This is a genomic window from Thalassotalea montiporae, from assembly GCF_053485855.1.
Genome location: NZ_JBQRUO010000006.1, coordinates 197,864 through 219,420 on the forward strand (window position 1 = coordinate 197,864; position 21,557 = coordinate 219,420).

Below are 21,557 nucleotides of genomic sequence, written 5' to 3' on the forward strand. Positions count from 1 at the left end.
TATGCCCTTTAGAATTTCTACACGACAAGTTGTTGTTAAACTTGTCTTTATTTTCTCTATCAGTGCTCTATTAGGTTTTCTAATAGGGCACGTTTTCTTTGTAATGCTGTTAGTCGCGTTAGCGATAATAGCGTATCAATATAAATACATTTTTACTTTGTCGACCTGGCTTTGGCGCACTAAGTCAATATCACCACCAGAGGCAGATGGCCTTTGGGGGAGAATTTTTGATGGCTTAGATCGATTAGTGCGCAAACATCGAAAGAAACAAAAGCGCTTGAATGAGCGCATTCGCCGCTTTCGAGATGGCGCTGAAGCAATTCCTGATGGTGGCGTTGTGCTGGGCAGCGATTTAACGATTCAATGGAGCAACAAGCGTGCAGCGAAGTTTCTAGGTGTTCGCTGGCCAGGCGACCAGGGTCAACGCATTGACAATTTGCTACGTGCACCAGAATTTGCCCACTACTTAGACAAAGGCGACTTTGAAAACCCTTGTTTGTTGGCTTCGCCAGTCAATACGGATATTCAATTAGAATTGCGCTTTATGGATTACGGTAAAGGCGATTTATTGTTACTAGCGCGTGATGTAAGTAAAGTGCATCGCGTTGAAGAGATGCGCCGTGACTTTGTTGCTAATGTATCGCACGAGCTAAAAACACCGCTGACGGTAATGCGTGGTTATGTTGAAATGATCCAAGCTGATGGCAGCAGCTTAGCACCGCATTGGCAGCAAGCGATTGATGTTATTGAAGGGCAAGTGTCTCGTATGGATCGCTTGGTTGAACAGCTTTTGGTGTTATCAAGAGTTGAAGTCAATACTGATGATGAAATTAAGCAGGTTTTAAACGTTCCTGAAATACTGCAACAATTGCTCAAAGACGCGCATTGGCTTAACCAAGAGAAGAAACATGCTATCAGTGCTGAAATTGCCGATGGTTTGGGCATTCTCGGTATTGATACAGAAATTAAAAGTGCCTTTGCCAACTTGCTGTCAAACGCCATTGCCTATACGCAGGAAGGTGGTGATATATTGGTATCGTGGCAGCGCTATGGCGGCAAAGCGAAATTTACGGTGAAAGACAATGGTCCAGGTATTCGCCCTGAAGATGTCAACCGATTAACTGAGCGTTTCTATCGGGTTGATAAGTCACGTTCGCGTAATACTGGCGGTTCAGGTTTAGGCTTAGCAATTGTCAAACACGTGCTGCACCATCACAATGCCGAGTTGGTGATTAGCAGTCGCTGGCAGCAAGGCAGTGAATTTTCCATTGTCTTTGAAGAAAACTCTGTGACTTCGGTGTAAAAACCTTCTGTACTAGGGTTGCATAATCACCTTTTCGCCGGTGACAACCTCATCTAAAAGGCGCGCTTTAAGCGCCTTTTTCTCCATCCTTTTGAGCAATTTATTTTAGTTTGTTGGCTGTAATATAAGTGTCACAAAGTGGAAATATAATTGTCATAATTGATTTATATAGTGTTCACAAATCTTACATATGACCAAGTTATGCATATACGTGAAAGTGCAAATTTGGTGCTAATTATTACAAACGCTCATTGGAGAATATTATGAGTTTCAAACGTGCATTAAGCGCAATTGGTTTAGCAAGCTTAGTTAACTTTTCAGCCCTTGCTATCGACAAAGACTTACCTGAGTACAACAAGGTTAGTGGTATCTCTGGTAACTTATCATCTGTTGGTTCAGATACTTTAGCTAACATGATGACGTTCTGGGCAGAAGAATTTAAGCGCACTTACCCAAATGTTAATGTACAAATCCAAGCGGCGGGTTCTTCTACTGCGCCACCTGCATTAACAGAAGCTACTTCAAACTTAGGCCCAATGAGCCGTAAGATGAAATCTCGTGAAATTGAATCGTTCGAAAAGCGTTACGGCTACAAGCCAACAGCTGTTCGCGTTGCAATTGATGCGTTAGCAGTATTTGTTCACAAAGATAACCCAATCGAAGGTTTACGTATCGACCAAGTTGATGCCATTTTCTCTAGCAACCGCAAGTGTGGCGCAGCTGAAGATGCAGATCGTTGGGGTGATTTAGGCCTAAGCGGCGAGTGGACTGGTAAAGACATTCAATTATACGGCCGTAACTCTGTATCTGGTACATACGGTTACTTCAAGAAGAAAGCACTTTGTAAAGGCGACTTCAAAAACACGGTAAACGAGCAACCAGGTTCTGCATCTGTTGTACAATCAGTATCAGCATCACTTAACGGTATCGGTTACTCTGGTATTGGTTACAAAACTTCAGGTGTTCGCGCATTACCACTAGCTAAGAAAGGCGACAACTTTGTTGAAGCTTCAATGAACAACGCTGTTTCTGGTAAGTACCCACTTTCTCGTTACTTATACGTTTACGTGAACAAGCACCCGAACAAGCCATTAGATCCAATGACAACTGAGTTCTTAAAAATGGTATTGTCTAAGTCTGGTCAAAAGATTGTAGAAAAAGACGGTTACATTCCATTGCCAGCTAAAGTTGTAGCAAAAGAATTCAAAAAGTTAGGTATTACGCTTTAATCTAATTTAGCTGATTCGCTAATCTCTTAGCGGATAAGTTTCGAAAGGCCAGCATTGCTGGCCTTTTTTGTGCGCATTAGTTTTGTGCCTATTTCTTTATACACGCAGCATTTCTGCGAGTGAGTTTTTAGTCATTAATGCAAAGCTGATAACATAACGCGCAACTATCTGAACTAGACTTGAGTACTTAATGGAAAGCTTTGAAGGTGTTATTGAATTTGTTACTGTCGCTGAAAAGCAAGGTTTTACCGCGGCGGCAAAGCATTTAGCGTGCAGTACCAGCCATGTTAGCCGTCAGGTCAATCGTTTAGAAGCAAGACTAGGTTGTGCCTTATTAGCGCGTAACACCCGCATGGTAAGTTTAACACGAGCTGGTGAGGCCTATTACCAGCAATGCAAAGACTTAGTGCTCGGCTTGCAACAAGCCAATGAAGCAGTAAGTAGCCAGCAAGTAGAATTGAGTGGCACATTACGAGTTAGTGTTGCGGGTACGTTTGCTGAAATGTATGTAGTGCCGGCATTATTAGCTTTTATCAATAAACACCCTGCGCTTAGGTTAGAGATCGACTTTAACAGTCGCATGGTGAACTTTGTCGAAGACGGTTTTGATTTCGCGATACGTTATGGCCAGTTAAAGGATTCTGGGTTAATTGCGCGGAAGTTGGTTAACCGGTCCATGATGGCAGCCGCAAGTCCAGAATATCTAGCACAGTTTGGTGAACCGCAATCGATTGATGAGCTAAAAACACACCAATGCATCATCAGTAACAATGACCATTGGCGGTTTATGCAAGATGGGCAAGAAGTTGTGACTAAAGTGACTGGGCGATTTGTTTGTAATAATGCCAACGCAGTCATGAATGCTTGCCAAGCAGGGCACGGCATTGCCTATTTACCCAAAAGTAACTTTACTCAATTGCTCGCTGAAAAAGCTGTTGTTCCGATACTAGAGCCTTTCTGGAATACCGATATTAGTAGCTCAATTGTTTATCAAGATCGCCGCTATTTACCCAGTAGGGCACGCGCCGCTATTGACCATTTAGTTACGTATTTTGAAAACTGGCATGAGTAGATTGGTAGAGGGATAGATTGGTTAGGGCTGAGATTGGTTCGGGTTGAGGTTGTTAAAGGGAAAGATTGCTAAAGAGATAGGTTAGTAAACAAAGCGTCATGAGCGCTTGAGTGGTATTACAGGCGACAATAGCTATGTCGCCTGTAGAAAGTCACTGAGATTGAGCCAGCTAATCGACTATCACTTTTAAGTGATTAACCTTTTAAGTGACTAGTCTTTTAAGTGATTAGCCTTTTAAATGATTAACTAGTGCACTACCCACTGCGTGAGCACTTGCTGGGTTTTGGCCTGTGATCACTCGCTTGTCTTCAACAATGAATTCACCCCATGGCTGAATTTTACGGTATTGTGCAGCATTTCGTGCTAACGACTCTTCTAACAAAAACGGAATATCATTAATTGTGTTGTAATCAATTTCTTCTTCGCGAGTGAAACCGGTTACCGCTAATGTTGATAACAGCTTGTCACCCGATGAAAGTTGAATCGGCAGTAAACATGCTGGGCCATGACAGACCGCAGCAATAATGCCACCTTGTTCATAATGCTTGGCTGCTAGTGCACCAAACTCACGGTTTTCAGCTAGATCAGATAGTAGGCCAAAACCACCCGGGTAGAAAACAGCATCAAATTCGTCGATATTAACCTCTGAAACAGGTGTTGTATCAGCTAATTGCGCTTGAAAATCGGGTTGTGAAAGTACCTTTGTATTAATGTTATCGTCTTCGATATCAGTACCATAAACGGGAACTTCGCCACCTTTGATAGAGGCAAGTTGATAAGCAATACCTGCGGCGTCTAACACATCAACAACATGAGTTAATTCTGGCGCGTAGGTGCCGTTTACTTGATCGGTTTCGCCAAGTGTCGCGTGGTTTGTTAATGGAATAAGAACTTTTTTCATTTTTGCCTCAGTAATAACATCAATCTAATAGTGGCAACTATCATAAAGTGTTTTCATATGGCTGATAATGGTGGCAATAAGAAAATAACTATTGCTATACAGCAATAGTTATATTGCAAGGATACGAACTAATGAAAGTTGATGGTAATACCAACTAGGCTAAGTTGTTTGCGCTCTTGCGCTAAATCCGCCTCAACAAGTGGTTTTTCGTTTAGCCAGTTTGCGGGAAAATGTAAGTTTAGGGTGTCTTTTTCAACGTTCATTTGTATGTCAGCGTGCTCTGTTAGCTGACGCTGTTGGCTGAGTAAAATGGATAGACGCAAAATAGCGAGCAACTTGGCTAGGCGAAGCTCATCAAGCAGGTACCATAACTGGTTGTCTTCAAATTGTATTTTTTTACGTTGATTGCCCACCAACCACGCAAGTGCTTGTTGTTGTTCAAGGTTGAAGCCTGGTAAGTCGGCGTTTAGCAAAATATAGCGGCTGTGTTTATGATAAGCGGAAGGGTTAATGTCGTAGCCGATTTCATGCACCCAAATTGCCCAATTGAGTAGTTGCTGATAGGTTTTCTTGTCCAGTTGCCACAATCGACGGGTTGCTTGATATATGCGAGTCGCCAGCTGCTCTACTTTCTCGACTTGTTGCTGATCAATATTAAAGCGAGTAGATAGGCTATTAATCGTGCGATCGCGAATATCGTCAAACTGAATGGCTTCAAGTTGTTCGGAAAGTACGCCTTCTCGCAATGAGTAATCACAATAATCAATACTGTCTATCGCCAGCAATTCGGCAATACCAATTAAAATTGCAACACCTGGGGCAATAATATGGCGACGGCTTTCTTTAAGGCTGGGCAGTTGTATGTTGTCGGCGTGACCAAAAGCGATTAACTGATCTTTAAAGCTGTGTAACTCTGCTAAATTAAAGGCTTGGTTATTGCCGCGACTAAGGTTGAGTTGCTGAAAAATAGTCTTTAGCGTGCCGGAAGTGCCAATCACTTCTTGCCAGCCAGCATTTTTAAAACGGCTGACGTGAGATTCAATTTCCTGTTTGGCGTGCAAAATTGCTCTGGCAAAGGCTTGTTCTGTAATCTCGCCATTGGCAAAGTAAAAGCGCGAAAAGCTGACACAACCAATGTTAAGGCTGGTGAGCTGTGACGTTTGTAAATCTTTGCCAATCACACATTCTGTGCTGCCGCCACCAATATCGATGATTAAACGTTGGGTTGCTGGCGGTAGATAATGAGCAACACCTTGATAAATTAAACGCGCCTCTTCATGGCCTGAGATAACCTCAATGTCGAACGGAAACACTTGCGCAGCAGCATCTAGAAAAGCCTGAGCATTGCGCGCTTGTCGTAGGGTAAACGTGGCAACAACCCGAAAGTTTTCTGGTGACAGTTTTTCAGTTAACGGTGCCAAATCGCCTAGTGCTTTGACGCCGCGCTCTATTGCCGCCTGATCAAGCATGCCATCGTGGTCAAGCCCTTGAGCCAACCGCACGCGATACTTTTCTGAGTGCAAAATTTGCAAGTTGTCATTAACGACGCGAGCAAAGACAAAATGAAAGCTATTGGAGCCAATATCTAATGCGCCAATATGATAATTATCACTGTTGGCACTGTTGATACTTTGGGCATTAATATCAGACGCTAATTGTTTGTCATTTGCTAAGGTCATTCAGGCTACTCCACGTTTTTCAGCGCCTTTTTATCAAGGCGTTCTTGTGCTTGCAAGTAATCATATATTGCCATTTGTGAACGTACCGCTTCACGTTTACCTTGTTTCACGTATTGATTGTCTTGTGCTTGGTTAATGATGCGCGCTTTTTGGTTATCACAAAGCTGAAGTTCTAGCATATCAATAATGCGTTGCTTTAAGGTTTCATCATAGACTGGACAGCCGACTTCCACACGTTGGTCGATATTGCGCTCCATCCAATCGCCAGAACTGATAAAGAGATTGTTCTCGCCATTGTTGTGAAACATTAATACCCGTGGATGCTCTAAAAACTGGTCGACAATGGAAATCACTTCGATATTGTCACTCACACCCGCCATTTGCGGAATTAGCGTACACATACCACGCACTATCATACGAACTTTTACGCCTGCGCTGCTGGCGCGGTATAAGCGGTCTATCAACCCTTTATCGACAAGGTTATTAATCTTGATGGTAATTTGCGCTTTATGACCTTGCTCGGCTTGGGCAATCTCATTGTCGATAAGCTGATAGAAGCGACGACGCGATGTTAGTGGCGACACTATCAAGTGATTAAAGCGAAAACGCTTATAACTGTGGGCAATAAAAGAGAAAACGTTATCTACTTCTTGGGTGATCTCTTTGTGTTTGGTAAACAGTGAGTAGTCGGTATAAATACGCGCATTTTTCTCGTGAAAATTACCTGTGCCGATATGAGCGTAACGAACAAGGCGTTCGTTTTCGACTCTGGACACGATACAAAGCTTGGCGTGTACTTTGAGTGATTCGATACCGAATTCAACGTGAATGCCCGCATCCTTCATCCGCATTGCCCACTCGATATTGGCTTCTTCATCAAAACGGGCGCGCAGCTCAACAACCACTGTCACTTGCTTACCGTTTTTCACCGCTTCCATCAGCGAGTTTAAAATTTCAGAGTTTTTGGCAACGCGATAGATATTAATTTTAATATGCCTGACCGAAGGGTCGTACGATGCTTGGCGAACAAATTCGGTAAAGTGCCTAAACTTATAGTAGGGGTAATACACCAGTACATCTTGATGGCTGATGGCATCAAATACGTTATTGAAAGCAGAAAAACGCTCAGAGTCTAATGCCGTTATCTCTTGCTTTTCGAGCGTTTCATCACCCAAGTTAGGAAAGCCGATAAAGTCTTTAAAATGGCGATAACGTACACCGGGTACTAGGTTGTTTTCATCTTTAATTTTCAGTGCTTTGCGCAGAAACTTAACCATGTATTCCGGCATATGACGGTCAAAGCCTAAACGAGCCGGCGCTGCGTTTAGCCTTTGTTTTAAGCCTTTTGACATTTTGTCTAGCAAGCTTTGATCTAGCTCGTCATTTAAGTCATATTCCGCATCACGGGTTAACTTAACGGAATAGGCGTCCATATCTTCGTATTCGAAAATACCGTTAAAGATATCGTCTAAAAAGTAATGCACGATATCATCAAGCATTACCACGCGTTGCATGCTCTCGTCGTCTTCTTTGGGCAATATGATAAATCGGCTGACCTCTTCACGAGGGATCTCAATCAGCGCATATTGCAAGTTATTCCCTTGTTTCAGCGCAACCAAAAGATAAATGCCATCATCATCCAAGCAGTTAACTAAATGTGTATTCGACGAAATAATAATAGGAGTAATATGGCGAACAACTTGGTGTTCAAAGAAGGTTTTTAGCCAAGTTTTTTGACTTTTAGACAACTGCTTTTTGAATATTTTTGATTTTTCATCGTTAAACAACAATTCAATATTGTGGCTTTGCAATTGTTCAAATGCTTCGGCCGCAATCGGCTGAAATTTATCCGTAAGCTGTTTTACTTTGACGATAATTTCATCAAGTAAGGTTTGATCTTCATTGAGCTGGCTCGAACTGTCGGTCGTTGTGGCTTGGGTAACAATCAGTTTGCGTCGGATATTGGCAACTCGAACGCGAAAAAATTCATCAAGATTAGATGAGTAAATGCCAAGAAAACGGATTCGTTCAATTAAAGGGACATTGGGGTCTGCGGCTTCTTGTAATACTCGTTCGTTAAACGAAAGCCAACTGAGTTCTTTATCAAAATAGATGCGTGAGTCGTTCATTTACTACTTATACTGCTTATTTCCATTAATACCGATAAGTTATCTGAAAATTGTGACAATCAAACGACACTTGTCATTAAATTGTCATGTATTTTCCGTTACTCGCCTGAGGTGGCAGGTCAATTTGCGCATTTTAATGCAGCAAAGCCCAGTAGAAAAAGCCCAGTAGGTGGTGCTGCTTATTGCCCAAATGTTACTGCCAGAATGCTACGTCAAAGTACTAGCGCCAGAATCTAGGGGTAGAGTCTAGCGCCAGAATACTACTGGCTAATATCTACCATTAAATCATCCGCTAGGTTTTCAAGTGCACAGATAAGCTCGTCTAACTGAGTTTGATTCACTTGAATTTGCGCTTTGGCGTTAAACATGGTTTGGCCAGTATGTGGCGCCGCCCCTTGTTTACTGACTAATTTGATCAAGTTGCCACCTTGATGATGAATCACAGAAGAAATGTCTTGTACGATACCTTGGCGATCATTGGCCGTTAATTCTAACGTGATTGCGGCCTGCTCATCGCTATCTGCAGGTGAGGTGATTTGAGTTTGCACTTGCAAGTCAGGCAGCTGTTTTAATGCGCTATCGAGTGCTTGAATATCATTAGCGCTTGCTGACACTTCAATAACACCAGCAAATGTACCGGTCAGGTGGTGCAAGCTACTGTTTTGCCAATTACCTTGGTGCTGCTGAATAATGGCTGATAGCTGATCAACGATACCTGGTTGGTCTTTACCAACAAAACTTATAACTAAATGATCCATGATTTCCTCGCTGAATGAGTTGCTTAAAGGCGCCAATTGTTGATTGAATATGGTGTGATTTTTATCACTGCTATTGGCTTTTGGAAAGTTGGGAAAGTTCTTTTTCTAACTGAGATTGGTCACCTAAGTTAAGTTCTACCAATCGACGTAGGTGCGTCACACTGTCAATATCAATGGCGTTGCACTGCAGCCCCATGGTATCGGCCTCTTGGTGTACCACGCCAATATGCATTTCCACTAAAGCATCGCTGTCGCCTAATTTAAACACTAAACGACCTAATTTACCTTGCAGTGGTGTATTACATTTCGGGTTAGTGACCAACGCGCCGTTGAGGGAAATGTCGTGAATAGAAACAGGAAATGCTTGTTCTTCTAATTGCTCCTCAACATACAAGGTCGCTTTGATAGAAAACAGAATACGGGTGAATTGACGTCGATTTTCCATTACTTAAATTTTGTTACCGATTTTAGCTTTAGCATAGCCTTTGTAACTAAAAAAGGCACCCTTAGGTGCCTTAATAATTTATCAATTAACTGATTTTTTTGTATTTAATGCGATGTGGTTGATTTGCATCAGGTCCAAGCGTTTTTTTCAGCCATGCATCGTAATCGGTAAAGTTGCCCTCGAAGAAGTTAACTTGACCCTCGTCACGGTAATCAATGATATGGGTGGCAATACGGTCAAGGAACCAACGGTCATGGGAAATTACCATGGCACAACCTGGGAATTCTAATAAAGCTTCCTCAAGTGCACGTAAGGTTTCAACATCAAGGTCATTGGTTGGCTCATCCAGTAGCAATAAGTTACCACCAGTTTTCACTAGCTTAGCTAAATGTACACGGTTGCGCTCACCACCTGATAAGTCACCAATGAATTTCTGTTGGTCATTACCTTTGAAATTAAAGCGTGAACAATAGGCGCGGGCGTTAATTTCGTATGTGCCAATTTCAATAATGTCGTGGCCTTCAGAAATTTCTTGATAAACGGTATTTTTGCCATCCATGTCGTCACGGAATTGGTCAACACTGGCCAGTTTTACCGTGTCCCCTAATTCGACGGTACCTGAGTCTGGTTGCTCAGTCTTTGACAACATTTTGAATAGTGTAGATTTACCCGCACCGTTAGCACCAATAATACCGACAATCGCCCCTTTAGGAATTGAGAAGCTTAAATCGTCAATCAGTACGCGATCGCCAAATGATTTGGTCAGGTTGTTAACTTCTAGTACTTTGTCACCTAAACGCGGTCCAGGTGGAATGTATAGCTCGTTGGTTTCGTTACGTTTTTGATGATCTTGACTGTTAAGCTCTTCAAAACGTGCCATACGGGCTTTGTTCTTTGATTGACGTGCTTTCGGGCTTTGACGCACCCATTCAAGTTCTTGCTTGATGGTTTTTTGGCGAGCACTTTCAGATTTCGCTTCAATTTCTAAGCGTTTTTCTTTTTGCTCTAGCCATGAAGAGTAGTTACCTTCCCATGGAATACCTTCACCACGGTCAAGCTCTAGAATCCAGCCAGCAACGTTATCAAGGAAGTAACGGTCATGGGTAATAGCCACAACAGTACCTGTGTAGTCGTGTAAGAAGCGCTCTAACCAAGCAACAGATTCTGCATCCAAGTGGTTAGTCGGTTCGTCGAGTAACAACATGTCTGGTTTTTGCAGTAATAAACGACAAAGTGCAACACGGCGGCGCTCACCACCACTTAATACGCCAACTTTTTGGTCCCAATCAGGTAGGCGAAGGGCATCAGCAGCACGTTCAAGTTGGTTATCTAAGTTGTGACCATCAGCGCTGGCTAAAATAGCCTCTAATTCACCTTGCTCTTTAGCTAATGCGTCGAAGTCTGCGTCAGGTTCAGCGTAGGCTGCGTAAACTTGATCAAGGCGTGCCATAGCATCTTTTACAATAGAAACACCTTCTTCAACCACTTCGCGAACAGTTTTGTTTTCGTCAAGCTCAGGTTCTTGCGGCAAGTAGCCAATATTGGTGCCAGCTAACGCGTGCGCTTCACCTTCAAATTCCCTGTCAACGCCCGCCATAATGCGAAGTAATGTTGACTTACCAGCACCGTTTAAACCTAACACACCAATTTTTGCGCCAGGGAAAAACGATAATGAAATGTCTTTTAATATAGTGCGCTTAGGTGGCACCACTTTTGAGACACGGTGCATCGAGTAAATAAATTTATCTGGCAATGCCATGAAAAACCTTCTTAATAAATGAATGTTTGAATGACCAATATTTTATACCCAAGGCTAGGTAAGATGCGAGTTTCAATGACAAATAAATAATGAAATAAATAGCCAAAGAAATAGCCAAAGAAATAGCCAAAGAAATAGGCAATAGAAGATTAACGCGTCGTAGCACAGTGCACCGACTTAACACGTTATAGAACAGTTTTAAGTTTGTTTACGTACTTGCCAGCGTGCTATTTCAAGTAGGTGTTTAAACACTCTTTTGCTGAACGATTGTCTTACATGTATTAGATAGCCTAGCTAAAACGCCTATTTAAATCATTTGCTTAAGTGACTTGGCTAGCCAGTGCCGACAAGAGTTAGGCTAGGTGCTAAGTCTTGTTGTCAGTTATGTAACTGATTGTTCGCAAAAGTGATTGATAAAATTACCATTGTTGACATTAGGCGAGAGGGAATGCACATTCTATTGTTGAATGTTTCAACAATGGGTTACATGTTGATCATTCTTACCAAACAGTTCACGGGGTATGATCTTAGCATCATAGAAATTGTTGCATCATTGATTGACCGATTTGATGTAAATACAGGGAATAACAAAATGACAAAAAATGAAAATAATATTGATCTTCATGGTCTTTCGTCACTGGCTGAACTTATTACAGAAAGCTGTACAAAGTTTGCCGACAAGCCCGCATTTAGTTGTTTAGGCCAAACATTTTCTTTCGCACAAACTTACGAGCAGGCATTAAATTTCAGTAAATACTTACAACAGCATACCAATATTAAGGCTGGCGACCGTATTGCGGTGCAGCTTCCTAATCTGATCCAATTTCCTGTTGTTGCATACGGTGCCTTGCTTGCTGGTGTTGTGTTAGTTAACACTAACCCGCTCTACACGCCACGTGAAATGCAGCATCAGTTTAAAGATTCTGGCGCCAAAGCGATTGTTATTCTGGCGGACTTGTTACCTAACCTTACCCAAATTATCGATAATACTGACATTGAGCAGGTGATTGTCACACAGGCAACTGACTTTTTAATGCCTGATAAACGCTACCAAGGTGAATACCTTTCTCTTTTAGATTGTCTTGAGCAGGGCGCCAAGGTTGAAAGCTTAACACCTGTCGCTGGTGAGCTAAGCGACTTGGCGGTGCTGCAATACACAGGCGGGACAACAGGGTTATCGAAAGGGGCTATGCTGTCGCAAATTAACTTGCTGGCAAATGCTGAACAATCATTCCAGCGCTTTAAGCCTAAATGTGTCGATGGCGAAGATGTCTATATTTGTCCACTGCCGCTTTACCATATTTATGCCTTCTTAGTGAACTTGATCTTGGCTGCTTCTCATGGCGCCCACAATGTACTCATTCCAAACCCTCGTGATATTGATGCCTTTGTCAAAACCTTATCGGCATATCGCTTTACCCACTTTACTGGTATTAATACTTTGTTCGTTGGCTTGTGCCAGCATCCAGATTTCGTGAAGTTAGATTTCAGCTCGCTACGTATGACGATTTCTGGCGGTACGGCGCTAACCCATAGTGCTGCTGATATTTGGCTAAAAGTTACCGGCTGTACGATTTCTGAAGGTTACGGCTTATCAGAAACCTCGCCGGTACTTTGCTTTAACCAACCGGGTAATGAGCGCTTAGGCACAATTGGCTTCCCGCTTGTCGATACTGACCTGCAGATATGGGATGAAAACAACCAAGCCGTAGCACAGGGTCAAGAGGGTGAAATTGTTGCCAAAGGCCCACAAGTGATGTCAGGGTACTGGCAACAAGAAGAAGCAACGGCTAAATCTATTATTAATGGTTATTTTAAAACCGGCGATGTTGGTGTTATTGATGAAGATGGACGCATTCGCATTGTTGATCGCCTAAAAGATATGATTATTGTCTCAGGTTTCAATGTTTACCCCAATGAAGTAGAAGACGTGCTTAGCCGTCACGATGATATTTTGGAAGCGGCGGTAATTGGCGAACCTGACGACGGTACGGGTGAAAAAGTTGCTGCCTTCGTGGTATTAAAACCTGATGCAGGCTTAACTGAAGAAGACGTGCGAGGCTTTTGTAAAGAGCACTTAACGCCATACAAGGTACCGAAGAAAGTCGCATTTATTGATGAGTTACCAAAGTCTACCGTTGGTAAAATCTTACGCCGTGAGCTGAGAAGCGCGTAAAAATCACAACTGACCAAAAGGTCAAAAATCCCTATACCCCTGATTAAATAAGGGGTATCTCTATTTATGACAGTTTTGTGAATTTCTCTTTGTCACATAACTGTCATATTTCTGTCTTATACTCTCGCCAGTTTTTTAATCCCATCATTTAATGTAGGTAAATTGAGTGTCTATAGCGTCTCAATCAGCTGACATACGTCAGGTGAAAAATAAGCTAGCCAAATGGTTCATCTCCTTGGGAGGTGTCATGGTGCTATTTACTTTGATCTTAATCTTCTTGTACTTGCTTTACGTGATTAAGCCGATTTTCGAATCAGCTGACGTCGAGCCAGTTAATGAAATCAGTGTTCAAGCCAATGGAAACATTTTGGCAACGGGCCTAGATGAGCTAAAAGAAGTTGCTTATCAACTAGATTCAGAAGGTTATATGACTTTCTACCAAATGTCGGAAAGTGATTTTCGCGCACAAGGTAGCCAAATCTTGTCTGAGCAATTGTTTGCTGGCGGTATTGCTAAGGTTATTGCAGCGGATAACGGTCGCCACTTAATTATCGATAACGAAGGTGAAGTTAGCTTAATCGCAGCGAAATTTACGGCAATTTACCCAAGAGATAGCCGTGATATTACGCCTTCAATTATCTACCCGTTAGGTGAAGAAGCCTTGCCAATTGATGAGCAAGAACAAGGTATTACTAAGCTTGGTTTTGCGATGAACGATGAAAAAGCAACGTTTGTGGCTTTTACTGATGATCAGCGCCTGATCAAAACAACCTTAGTTGCAGATGATGACTTTAACTATGACCCTGCATTTGAGCCTGTTTATCAAGAAATTGAGTTTGACGGCACAAAGGTTGATGACATCATGATCACACCTGACTTAATGATGGCGTTTGTTCGTTCTGGCAATCAAGTTACTGTCTACGACATGGACGATGAATTCAGCGTAGATGTTAAAGCCGAGCTAACGAACATTGTTGCCGAAAACGTTGATATTACTGCGATGGCCTTGCTTTCTGGTGGTTCATCAGTACTGTTTGGTGATAGCCAAGGCCAAGTTAGCCAGTGGTTTGAAGTCGCGGGTAAAAAAGGCCGTCAATTCCAAGAAATCCGTCGCTTTACCGCAAGCGAAACTGAAGCGGTTGCAGGCATCTACACTGAGATGTTCCGTAAGAGTTTCTACACCATGACCGCATCTGGTGAAATGGGTATTTTCTATACCACAAGTGATGCAGACTTATGGCATGGTGCCATTGCGAAAGAAATGCCAAAAGCCTTGGCGATTGCGCCACGTGCCGATGCCTTAATCGCCGCTGACGGTAGCAGCTTAGCGCTAATCGCGCTGCACAATGAACACCCTGAAGTAACGTGGAAGGCGTTATGGCAAGAAGTTTGGTATGAAGGTTACCCTGAGCCAGACTACATCTGGCAATCAACCGGTGGTGCCGATGATTTCGAATCGAAATTCTCGTTAGTTCCTATTTCATTCGGTACGATGAAAGCAGCTGCTTATGCGATGCTATTTGCTGTACCGTTAGCATTAAGTGCAGCAATCTACACGGCTTACTTTATGCCACCAGCATTGCGCAAAAAAGTAAAACCTACCATCGAGTTAATGGAAGCATTACCAACGGTAATTCTTGGTTTCTTAGCGGGTCTTTGGTTAGCACCATTGATTGAAGATTACTTGCCTGCAATTGTCCTACTGCTAATTTTCCTACCTGTAGCGACGTTTTTAACTGCTTTCACTTGGTTCAAGTTGCCACGTGAATACAAGGCGAAACTGCCTGAAGAGTGGGCTCCTATCATCTTGATTCCTATTCTGATTTTAGCGGGCTTCTTAGCATTCGCGTTATCACCAGTGATGGAAAGCTTGTTCTTTGGTGGCGATATTCGTCAATACATTACGAACGATTTAGGTATTTCATTTGACCAACGTAATGCACTAGTTGTTGGTATTGCAATGGGCTTTGCCGTAGTTCCAACCATTTTCTCAATGGCTGAAGATGCGATTTTCAGTGTACCTAAGCACTTAACCAGTGGTTCACTAGCACTAGGTGCTACGCCATGGCAAACACTGGTAAAAGTTGTTTTATTAACGGCAAGTCCAGGTATTTTCTCAGCGATTATGATGGGGCTTGGTCGTGCGGTTGGTGAAACCATGATCGTATTAATGGCAACGGGTAATACGCCAGTACTCGATTGGAGTATCTTCCAAGGTATGCGTACTTTATCAGCGAATATCGCCGTTGAAATGCCAGAATCGGAAGTAGGTAGCTCGCATTACCGCATTCTATTCTTAGCCGCATTCGTGCTATTCGTGTTCACATTCGTATTCAATACGCTGGCGGAATTTGTACGCCAACGTCTCAGAGAAAAATACAGCTCGTTGTAAGGGAAGGATTGATTAAATGAAAGATTGGTTTAAAACAGGCTCCCCTTGGGTTTGGTTATCAGCGGGTGGGGTTAGCTTAAGTTTAATCTCAGTAGTTGGCCTATTGTGGTTAATTGCCTCAAACGGTTTATCGTACTTCTGGCCGTCGAAAATTCATCAGTTCAATATGGTGGATGAAAAAGGTCAGCAATTAGTAGTGATCGGTGAAGTTTACGACCGTGAGCGTATACCAGCGAGCCAGTTATCGCATGTTGACTTAGGTGTTGAAATTACCGAAGACACCATTGAACGTTTATTGGTAAAAACTGGTAACCGTGAATTGGTTAGCCTAGATTTCCGTTGGATTTTAGCGCCGCAAATTACTGAGCGTAGCCTACCTGCTGACGTTGCTGTAGTTGAGCGTCGTAGCAACGGTAACTTCTATGGTTTTGTTGAAAAAGTGATTCTTGATGGTCAAGAAGCCGATGCATCAAAGCTTGATGAATTGCTAGAGCGTGTTAATGAGTTCCAAGAAGAGATCAGCGAGTTACAAAAAGTTGATATTGGTGCAATTAACTACAACCTTGAGCGTTTGCGTTTAAGAGAGCGCAAATACATTATTGATGGCGAGTTAACTGACGAAGTTAAAGCTGAATTAGATGCACAAGCGGCAGAGCTGCGCAAAGAATATGAAGTGCTTGAAAAAGACTTGATGGCACTGCGCAGCCAAGTATCACGCGACCAAGTGGTAATGCGCGCGATGGGCGGCGAGCTAGTGACGATTAACTTTGATCAAATCATCAAGATCTCATTCAATAACCAGTTGAGCTTTTTCGGCAAAGTAGCGACTTTCTTTGACCAAATCGCTGGTTTCATTTTCGATGAGCCCCGCGAAGCTAACACCGAGGGCGGGGTATTCCCAGCGATTTTCGGTACGGTTTTAATGGTACTGTTAATGACAGTGATTGTGGCACCATTTGGTGTGATTGCCGCGATTTACTTACATGAATATGCGGCGAAAAATGCCTTTACTAAGCTGATCCGCATCGCGGTAATCAACTTAGCCGGTGTACCATCAATTGTTTACGGTGTATTTGGCTTAGGTTTCTTTGTTTACATGGTTGGTGGCAACTTAGACCGTTTGTTCTACCCAGAAACATTGCCTAGCCCAACATTTGGTACACCAGGTGTACTTTGGTCAGCGCTAACATTAGCGATTCTAACGCTACCTGTTGTGATTGTTTCAACGGAAGAAGGCTTAGCACGTATTCCGTCGTCAATGCGTCACGGTAGCTTGGCACTAGGCGCAACGAAAGCGGAAACTTTATGGCGTATTATTTTGCCAATTGCGAGCCCTGCAATTATGACCGGTATTATTTTAGCAATTGCCCGTGCTGCGGGTGAAGTAGCACCACTGATGTTGGTTGGTGTGGTAAAAATGGCTCCAACATTACCGCTTGATGGCAACTTCCCGTTCTTACATTTAGAACGCAAGTTTATGCACCTTGGCTTCCACATTTATGATGTTGGTTTCCAAAGTCCGAATGTTGAAGCGGCGCGCCCATTAGTTTATGCAACTGCATTACTGCTAGTGACCATTATCGTTAGCTTGAATATGACCGCGGTTAATATTCGTAACAAGCTACGTGAAAAATATCGCGCACTAGAGCACTAGAACTAATAACAGCAAAGAGTAAATCGCTAGCTCCAAAAGGCTAGCGGCTGAAAATAGACAAAGATTTCATCAGCGCTGCACTGGCGGCGCCGTAAAAAAGGTTAAAAGAATTAGTTATGATTACAGTAACCCCAAAAACACTCGGTGATGTACCTGCACCATTAGATTTAGCGAACTTGTCACCAGAGCAAACAGCACTGGAAATTAAGAACCTGAACTTGTTCTACGGTGACAAACAAGCGCTTCACGGCATTGATATGAAAATACCAAAAGGTCAGGTAACAGCATTTATCGGTCCAAGTGGTTGTGGTAAATCAACACTATTGCGTTGTATCAACCGTATGAACGACTTAGTTGATACGTGTCGTATTGAAGGTGGCATTCACTTACACGGTGAGAACATTTACGGCAAGCATGTTGATGTTGCAGCGCTTCGCCGTAAAGTGGGCATGGTGTTCCAACGTCCTAACCCATTCCCGAAAAGTATCTACGAAAATGTGATTTACGGCTTGCGTATTACTGGAGAGAAAAACCGTCGTGTACTTGATGAAGCAGTTGAACGCTCATTAAAAGCCGCGGCGCTTTGGGACGAAGTTAAAGACCGTTTACACGACAGTGCACTTGGCCTATCGGGTGGTCAGCAACAGCGTTTGGTAATTGCGCGTGCGATTGCGATTGAGCCAGAAGTGTTATTACTTGATGAACCAACGTCTGCACTTGACCCGATTTCAACATTAACGATTGAAGAGCTAATCAACGACCTTAAGAAACAATTCACCGTTGTTATCGTGACTCACAACATGCAACAAGCGGCACGTGTTTCTGATCAAACAGCGTTTATGTACATGGGTGATTTAATTGAATACAGCGACACTAACACGCTGTTTACAACACCTGCGAAGAAACAAACCGAAGATTACATTACCGGACGTTACGGTTAATCGTTATAATTAAGGTAAAGGGTGGATAAGAGTTTATTATGGATACTATCAATATTAGCCGTCACATTTCTGGGCAATTTAACGAAGACTTAGAAACGGTTATCAATCACGTGATGTCGATGGGGGGCTTGGTTGAAAAGCAACTACAAGACTCTATCACGGCAATGATTGAGGCAGATGAAGACCTTGCGAAAGAAGTTCTAAAAAACGACTACAAAATCAATGAATTTGAAGTTTACATTGATGAAGAGTGCTCGCGTATTATTGCTAAGCGTCAACCAGCGGCGGGTGACTTGCGTTTGATTATGGCGATTATCAAAACCATCACTGATTTAGAGCGGATTGGTGATGAAGCTGAGAAAATTGCCAACGTGGCACAAGAAAGCTTCTCTAAAGAACAACGTGACTTGCTATTAAACCTAGAGAATCTAGGTAATAGCGTATTGAAAATGTTGCAAAAAACGTTAGATGCGTTCACTCGTATGGACTTTGATGCAGCAATGAAAGTGCATCAACGCGATAGTAAAATTGACCGTGAATACGAAGCATTAATGCGCCAACTAATGACGTATATGATGGAAGACCCGCGTTCAATTCCACAAATTATGAGTGTTATTTGGTCAGCACGTGCGCTAGAGCGCATTGGTGATCGCTGTCAGAATATTTGTGAATACATTATGTATTTCGTGAAAGGTAAAGTATTCCGTCACACCAGCCCAGAAGATATGAAAAACGTCTAACTCATTGTTTTTAAATATATCTTAAAAGAACTATAGTTAAAGTAGAAAAGGTACATAGTTTATGTACCTTTTTTTGTGTTTGATTTTAATTAAATTCATGACTGATTGGTCAACTAAAATGCGGGAATTAGTTGCAAATGGTGGACATTCAGCTAGAATCCGCGTCGAAAAATAAAACAGAGATTTGTATCCGGGACATAAGATTATGCCGAACAATTCAATACTAGGTGTATTTGCTAAATCACCAATTAAACCGCTGGAGAAACACATTCGCATCGTGAATAAGTGTGCTCGCCAGTTACATCCGTTTTTTGATGCGGTAAAAGCCAAGGATTGGGACCGAGCGGCGAAGATGCGCAAAGAAATTTCGCAACTTGAAAAGGATGCCGATGCACTAAAAAGACAGTTACGTTTAGAGTTACCAGGTGGCTTATTTATGCCTGTTGACCGTGCTGACTTATTAGAGCTACTTACTCAGCAAGATCGCATTGCTAATAAAGCAAAAGATATTTCTGGTCGTGTTATCGGTCGCGAATTGTCTATTCCTGCTGACTTAGAGAACGACTTTTTCAAATATTTAGCGCGTTGTTTAGATGCCATTGATATGGCGGCTGACGCGATTAATGAATTGGATGACTTATTAGAAACGGGCTTTAGAGGCCGTGAAGTCGATTTAGTTGAAAAAATGATCCACAAGCTTGATGAAATTGAGGACGACACAGACTCAATGCAAATTGGTTTGCGTACAGGACTGCTAGCGATCGAAAAAGACTTAAACCCAGTTGATGTGATGTTTCTTTATCAAATCATCGAATGGGTCGGCGATCTAGCCGATTTAGCTGAGCGTGTTGGTGCTCGTTTAGAAATTTTATTAGCGAAAAACTAAGGTTCGTTTTAATGGACATTTTAATTACACATGGCCCAATGTTGGTCATGATAGCCGCTATTGTCGGCTTTTTTATGGCTTGGGGTATTGGTGCGAACGACGTAGCGAATGCCATGGGTACTTCGGTTGGTTCAAAAGCACTAACCATTAAGCAAGCGATTATTATCGCGATGGTGTTTGAATTCGCTGGTGCTTACTTAGCAGGTGGTGAAGTTACATCAACTATTCGTAAAGGGATTATCGATCCGTCTTACTTTACTGATATTCCTCATTTACTTGTTTACGGTATGATTTCAGCACTATTAGCTGCGGCAACTTGGTTATTGGTTGCATCAGCACTAGGCTGGCCAGTCTCTACAACGCACTCTATTGTTGGCGCTATCATTGGCTTTGCCGCGATTGGCGTGAGCATGGACACGGTTGTATGGGGCAAAGTAGGTGGCATTGTCGGTAGTTGGATTGTTACGCCATTGCTATCTGGTGTGATTGCATTCCTTATCTTCAACAGTGCACAAAAACTTATTTTCGACACTGAACAACCACTTCGCCAAGCGAAGCGTTGGGTGCCGTTATACATGTTCCTAGCGGGCTTCGTATTATCGCTAGTAACGATCAAAAAAGGTTTGAAGCACATTGGTTTAGACGTAGGTACTGTTGAAGGTTATGTCTACGCAGTTGCCGTTGCGGTAATTGTTGCAATAGTGGGTAAATTCTTTATCGCACGCATCAAGTTCGATGAAACAGCTGACAAGCAAAGCCACTACGTTAACGTTGAGAAAGTGTTTGCGGTATTAATGGTTATTACTGCTTGTTGTATGGCATTTGCCCATGGTTCAAACGATGTTGCTAACGCTATTGGCCCATTAGCGGCTGTTGTTAGTATTGTTGGCAATGAAGGTCAAATCGTTAAGAAAGCTGCACTAGAGTGGTGGATTCTACCTTTAGGTGGCTTAGGTATTGTTGCCGGCCTTGCGATTTTCGGTCATCGCGTTATCGCAACTATCGGTAAAGGTATTACTCACTTAACACCAAGCCGTGGTTTCGCTGCTGAATTAGCGGCTGCATGTACGGTAGTTATCGCTTCAGGTACTGGCTTACCAATTTCAACAACACAAACATTAGTTGGTGCTGTATTAGGTGTTGGTATGGCGCGTGGTATCGCAGCAATTAATTTAGGTGTGGTGCGCAATATTGTTGTGTCTTGGGTTATTACCTTACCAGTAGGTGCAGGTTTATCTATTGTGTTCTTCTGGATTTTATCTAGCTCGCTAGGCTAAAACCAAGCCCCAAAAAAAACATTTAAAAACCGCTTAGTGAGTTAGCTTGCTAAGCGGTTTTTTGTGCCTGCAATAAGGGCGCTCTCACTCAATATAAGAAAAAGTAAGAAAAATAAGAAAAACAAAAAATAAAAAAGTTTAAAAATTTAAATTATTTTCAAACTTTTTATATGCTTGCCTCTACCTTATTAAATAACAAAGCCAATATATCGCAGG

The 21,557-nt window shown here is 42.5% G+C and carries 16 protein-coding genes; 10 read left to right on the forward strand and 6 right to left on the reverse strand.

Annotated features, from left to right (window positions below; all coding sequences use genetic code 11):
* Position 1: 1 nt before the first annotated feature.
* The 3 genes from phoR to ACSLUR_RS16170 all read left to right on the forward strand — a co-directional run bounded on the left by phoR (position 2) and on the right by ACSLUR_RS16170 (position 3,604).
* Positions 2–1,303 (forward strand): phosphate regulon sensor histidine kinase PhoR, encoded by a 1,302-nt coding sequence (gene phoR / locus ACSLUR_RS16160; RefSeq protein WP_448556256.1) that lies wholly within the window; start codon positions 2–4, stop codon positions 1,301–1,303.
* Between the two features lie 263 nt (positions 1,304–1,566).
* Positions 1,567–2,532 carry a PstS family phosphate ABC transporter substrate-binding protein gene (locus ACSLUR_RS16165; protein ID WP_116001077.1) on the forward strand — a complete coding sequence of 322 codons (966 nt, stop codon included), beginning with the start codon at positions 1,567–1,569 and terminating at the stop codon, positions 2,530–2,532.
* Positions 2,533–2,722: 190 nt separating this feature from the next.
* Positions 2,723–3,604, forward strand: a complete 882-nt coding sequence (locus tag ACSLUR_RS16170) for a LysR family transcriptional regulator (RefSeq protein ID WP_448556258.1) — start codon at positions 2,723–2,725, stop codon at positions 3,602–3,604.
* A 226-nt stretch (positions 3,605–3,830) separates the two neighbouring features.
* Here ACSLUR_RS16170 and ACSLUR_RS16175 read toward each other — a convergent pair whose 3' ends face one another.
* The 6 genes from ACSLUR_RS16175 to ettA form a co-directional block, all read right to left on the reverse strand.
* Complete coding sequence (locus ACSLUR_RS16175; RefSeq protein ID WP_448556260.1) at positions 3,831–4,505, reverse strand: type 1 glutamine amidotransferase domain-containing protein; 675 nt, start codon at positions 4,503–4,505, stop codon at positions 3,831–3,833.
* A gap of 128 nt (positions 4,506–4,633) precedes the next feature.
* Entirely contained in the window at positions 4,634–6,184 is a 1,551-nt protein-coding gene (locus tag ACSLUR_RS16180; RefSeq protein ID WP_448556262.1) for a Ppx/GppA phosphatase family protein, read from the reverse strand.
* Between the two features lie 5 nt (positions 6,185–6,189).
* On the reverse strand, positions 6,190–8,313 hold the full coding sequence (ppk1, locus tag ACSLUR_RS16185) for a polyphosphate kinase 1 (protein ID WP_448556264.1): 2,124 nt from the start codon (positions 8,311–8,313) through the stop codon (positions 6,190–6,192).
* 260 nt (positions 8,314–8,573) lie between these two features.
* Entirely contained in the window at positions 8,574–9,071 is a 498-nt protein-coding gene (locus ACSLUR_RS16190) for a glycine cleavage system transcriptional repressor (protein WP_448556266.1), read from the reverse strand.
* A 70-nt stretch (positions 9,072–9,141) separates the two neighbouring features.
* Positions 9,142–9,516, reverse strand: coding sequence for a PilZ domain-containing protein (locus tag ACSLUR_RS16195; RefSeq protein WP_116001071.1), 375 nt, complete (start codon positions 9,514–9,516; stop codon positions 9,142–9,144).
* Positions 9,517–9,601: 85 nt separating this feature from the next.
* Positions 9,602–11,275, reverse strand: a complete 1,674-nt coding sequence (gene ettA / locus ACSLUR_RS16200; protein WP_448556269.1) for an energy-dependent translational throttle protein EttA — start codon at positions 11,273–11,275, stop codon at positions 9,602–9,604.
* Between the two features lie 448 nt (positions 11,276–11,723).
* Between ettA and ACSLUR_RS16205 the strand changes: the two genes are divergently transcribed.
* The 7 genes from ACSLUR_RS16205 to ACSLUR_RS16235 all read left to right on the forward strand — a co-directional run bounded on the left by ACSLUR_RS16205 (position 11,724) and on the right by ACSLUR_RS16235 (position 21,341).
* A complete protein-coding gene (locus ACSLUR_RS16205) occupies positions 11,724–13,451 on the forward strand; it encodes an AMP-binding protein (RefSeq protein ID WP_448556271.1) in 1,728 nt (575 codons plus the stop codon).
* Between the two features lie 247 nt (positions 13,452–13,698).
* Positions 13,699–15,843, forward strand: a complete 2,145-nt coding sequence (locus ACSLUR_RS16210; RefSeq protein ID WP_448556273.1) for an ABC transporter permease subunit — start codon at positions 13,699–13,701, stop codon at positions 15,841–15,843.
* Positions 15,844–15,859: 16 nt separating this feature from the next.
* Positions 15,860–17,497 (forward strand): phosphate ABC transporter permease PstA, encoded by a 1,638-nt coding sequence (gene pstA, locus ACSLUR_RS16215; protein WP_116001068.1) that lies wholly within the window; start codon positions 15,860–15,862, stop codon positions 17,495–17,497.
* A 116-nt stretch (positions 17,498–17,613) separates the two neighbouring features.
* On the forward strand, positions 17,614–18,438 hold the full coding sequence (pstB, locus tag ACSLUR_RS16220) for a phosphate ABC transporter ATP-binding protein PstB (RefSeq protein WP_116001067.1): 825 nt from the start codon (positions 17,614–17,616) through the stop codon (positions 18,436–18,438).
* 38 nt (positions 18,439–18,476) lie between these two features.
* Positions 18,477–19,178 carry a phosphate signaling complex protein PhoU gene (phoU, locus tag ACSLUR_RS16225; RefSeq protein WP_116001066.1) on the forward strand — a complete coding sequence of 234 codons (702 nt, stop codon included), beginning with the start codon at positions 18,477–18,479 and terminating at the stop codon, positions 19,176–19,178.
* A gap of 205 nt (positions 19,179–19,383) precedes the next feature.
* Positions 19,384–20,064, forward strand: coding sequence for a TIGR00153 family protein (locus tag ACSLUR_RS16230; protein WP_116001065.1), 681 nt, complete (start codon positions 19,384–19,386; stop codon positions 20,062–20,064).
* An 11-nt stretch (positions 20,065–20,075) separates the two neighbouring features.
* Positions 20,076–21,341: an inorganic phosphate transporter gene (locus ACSLUR_RS16235; protein WP_448556277.1), complete on the forward strand. Its 1,266-nt coding sequence runs from the start codon at positions 20,076–20,078 to the stop codon at positions 21,339–21,341.
* The last annotated feature ends 216 nt before the right edge of the window (positions 21,342–21,557 follow it).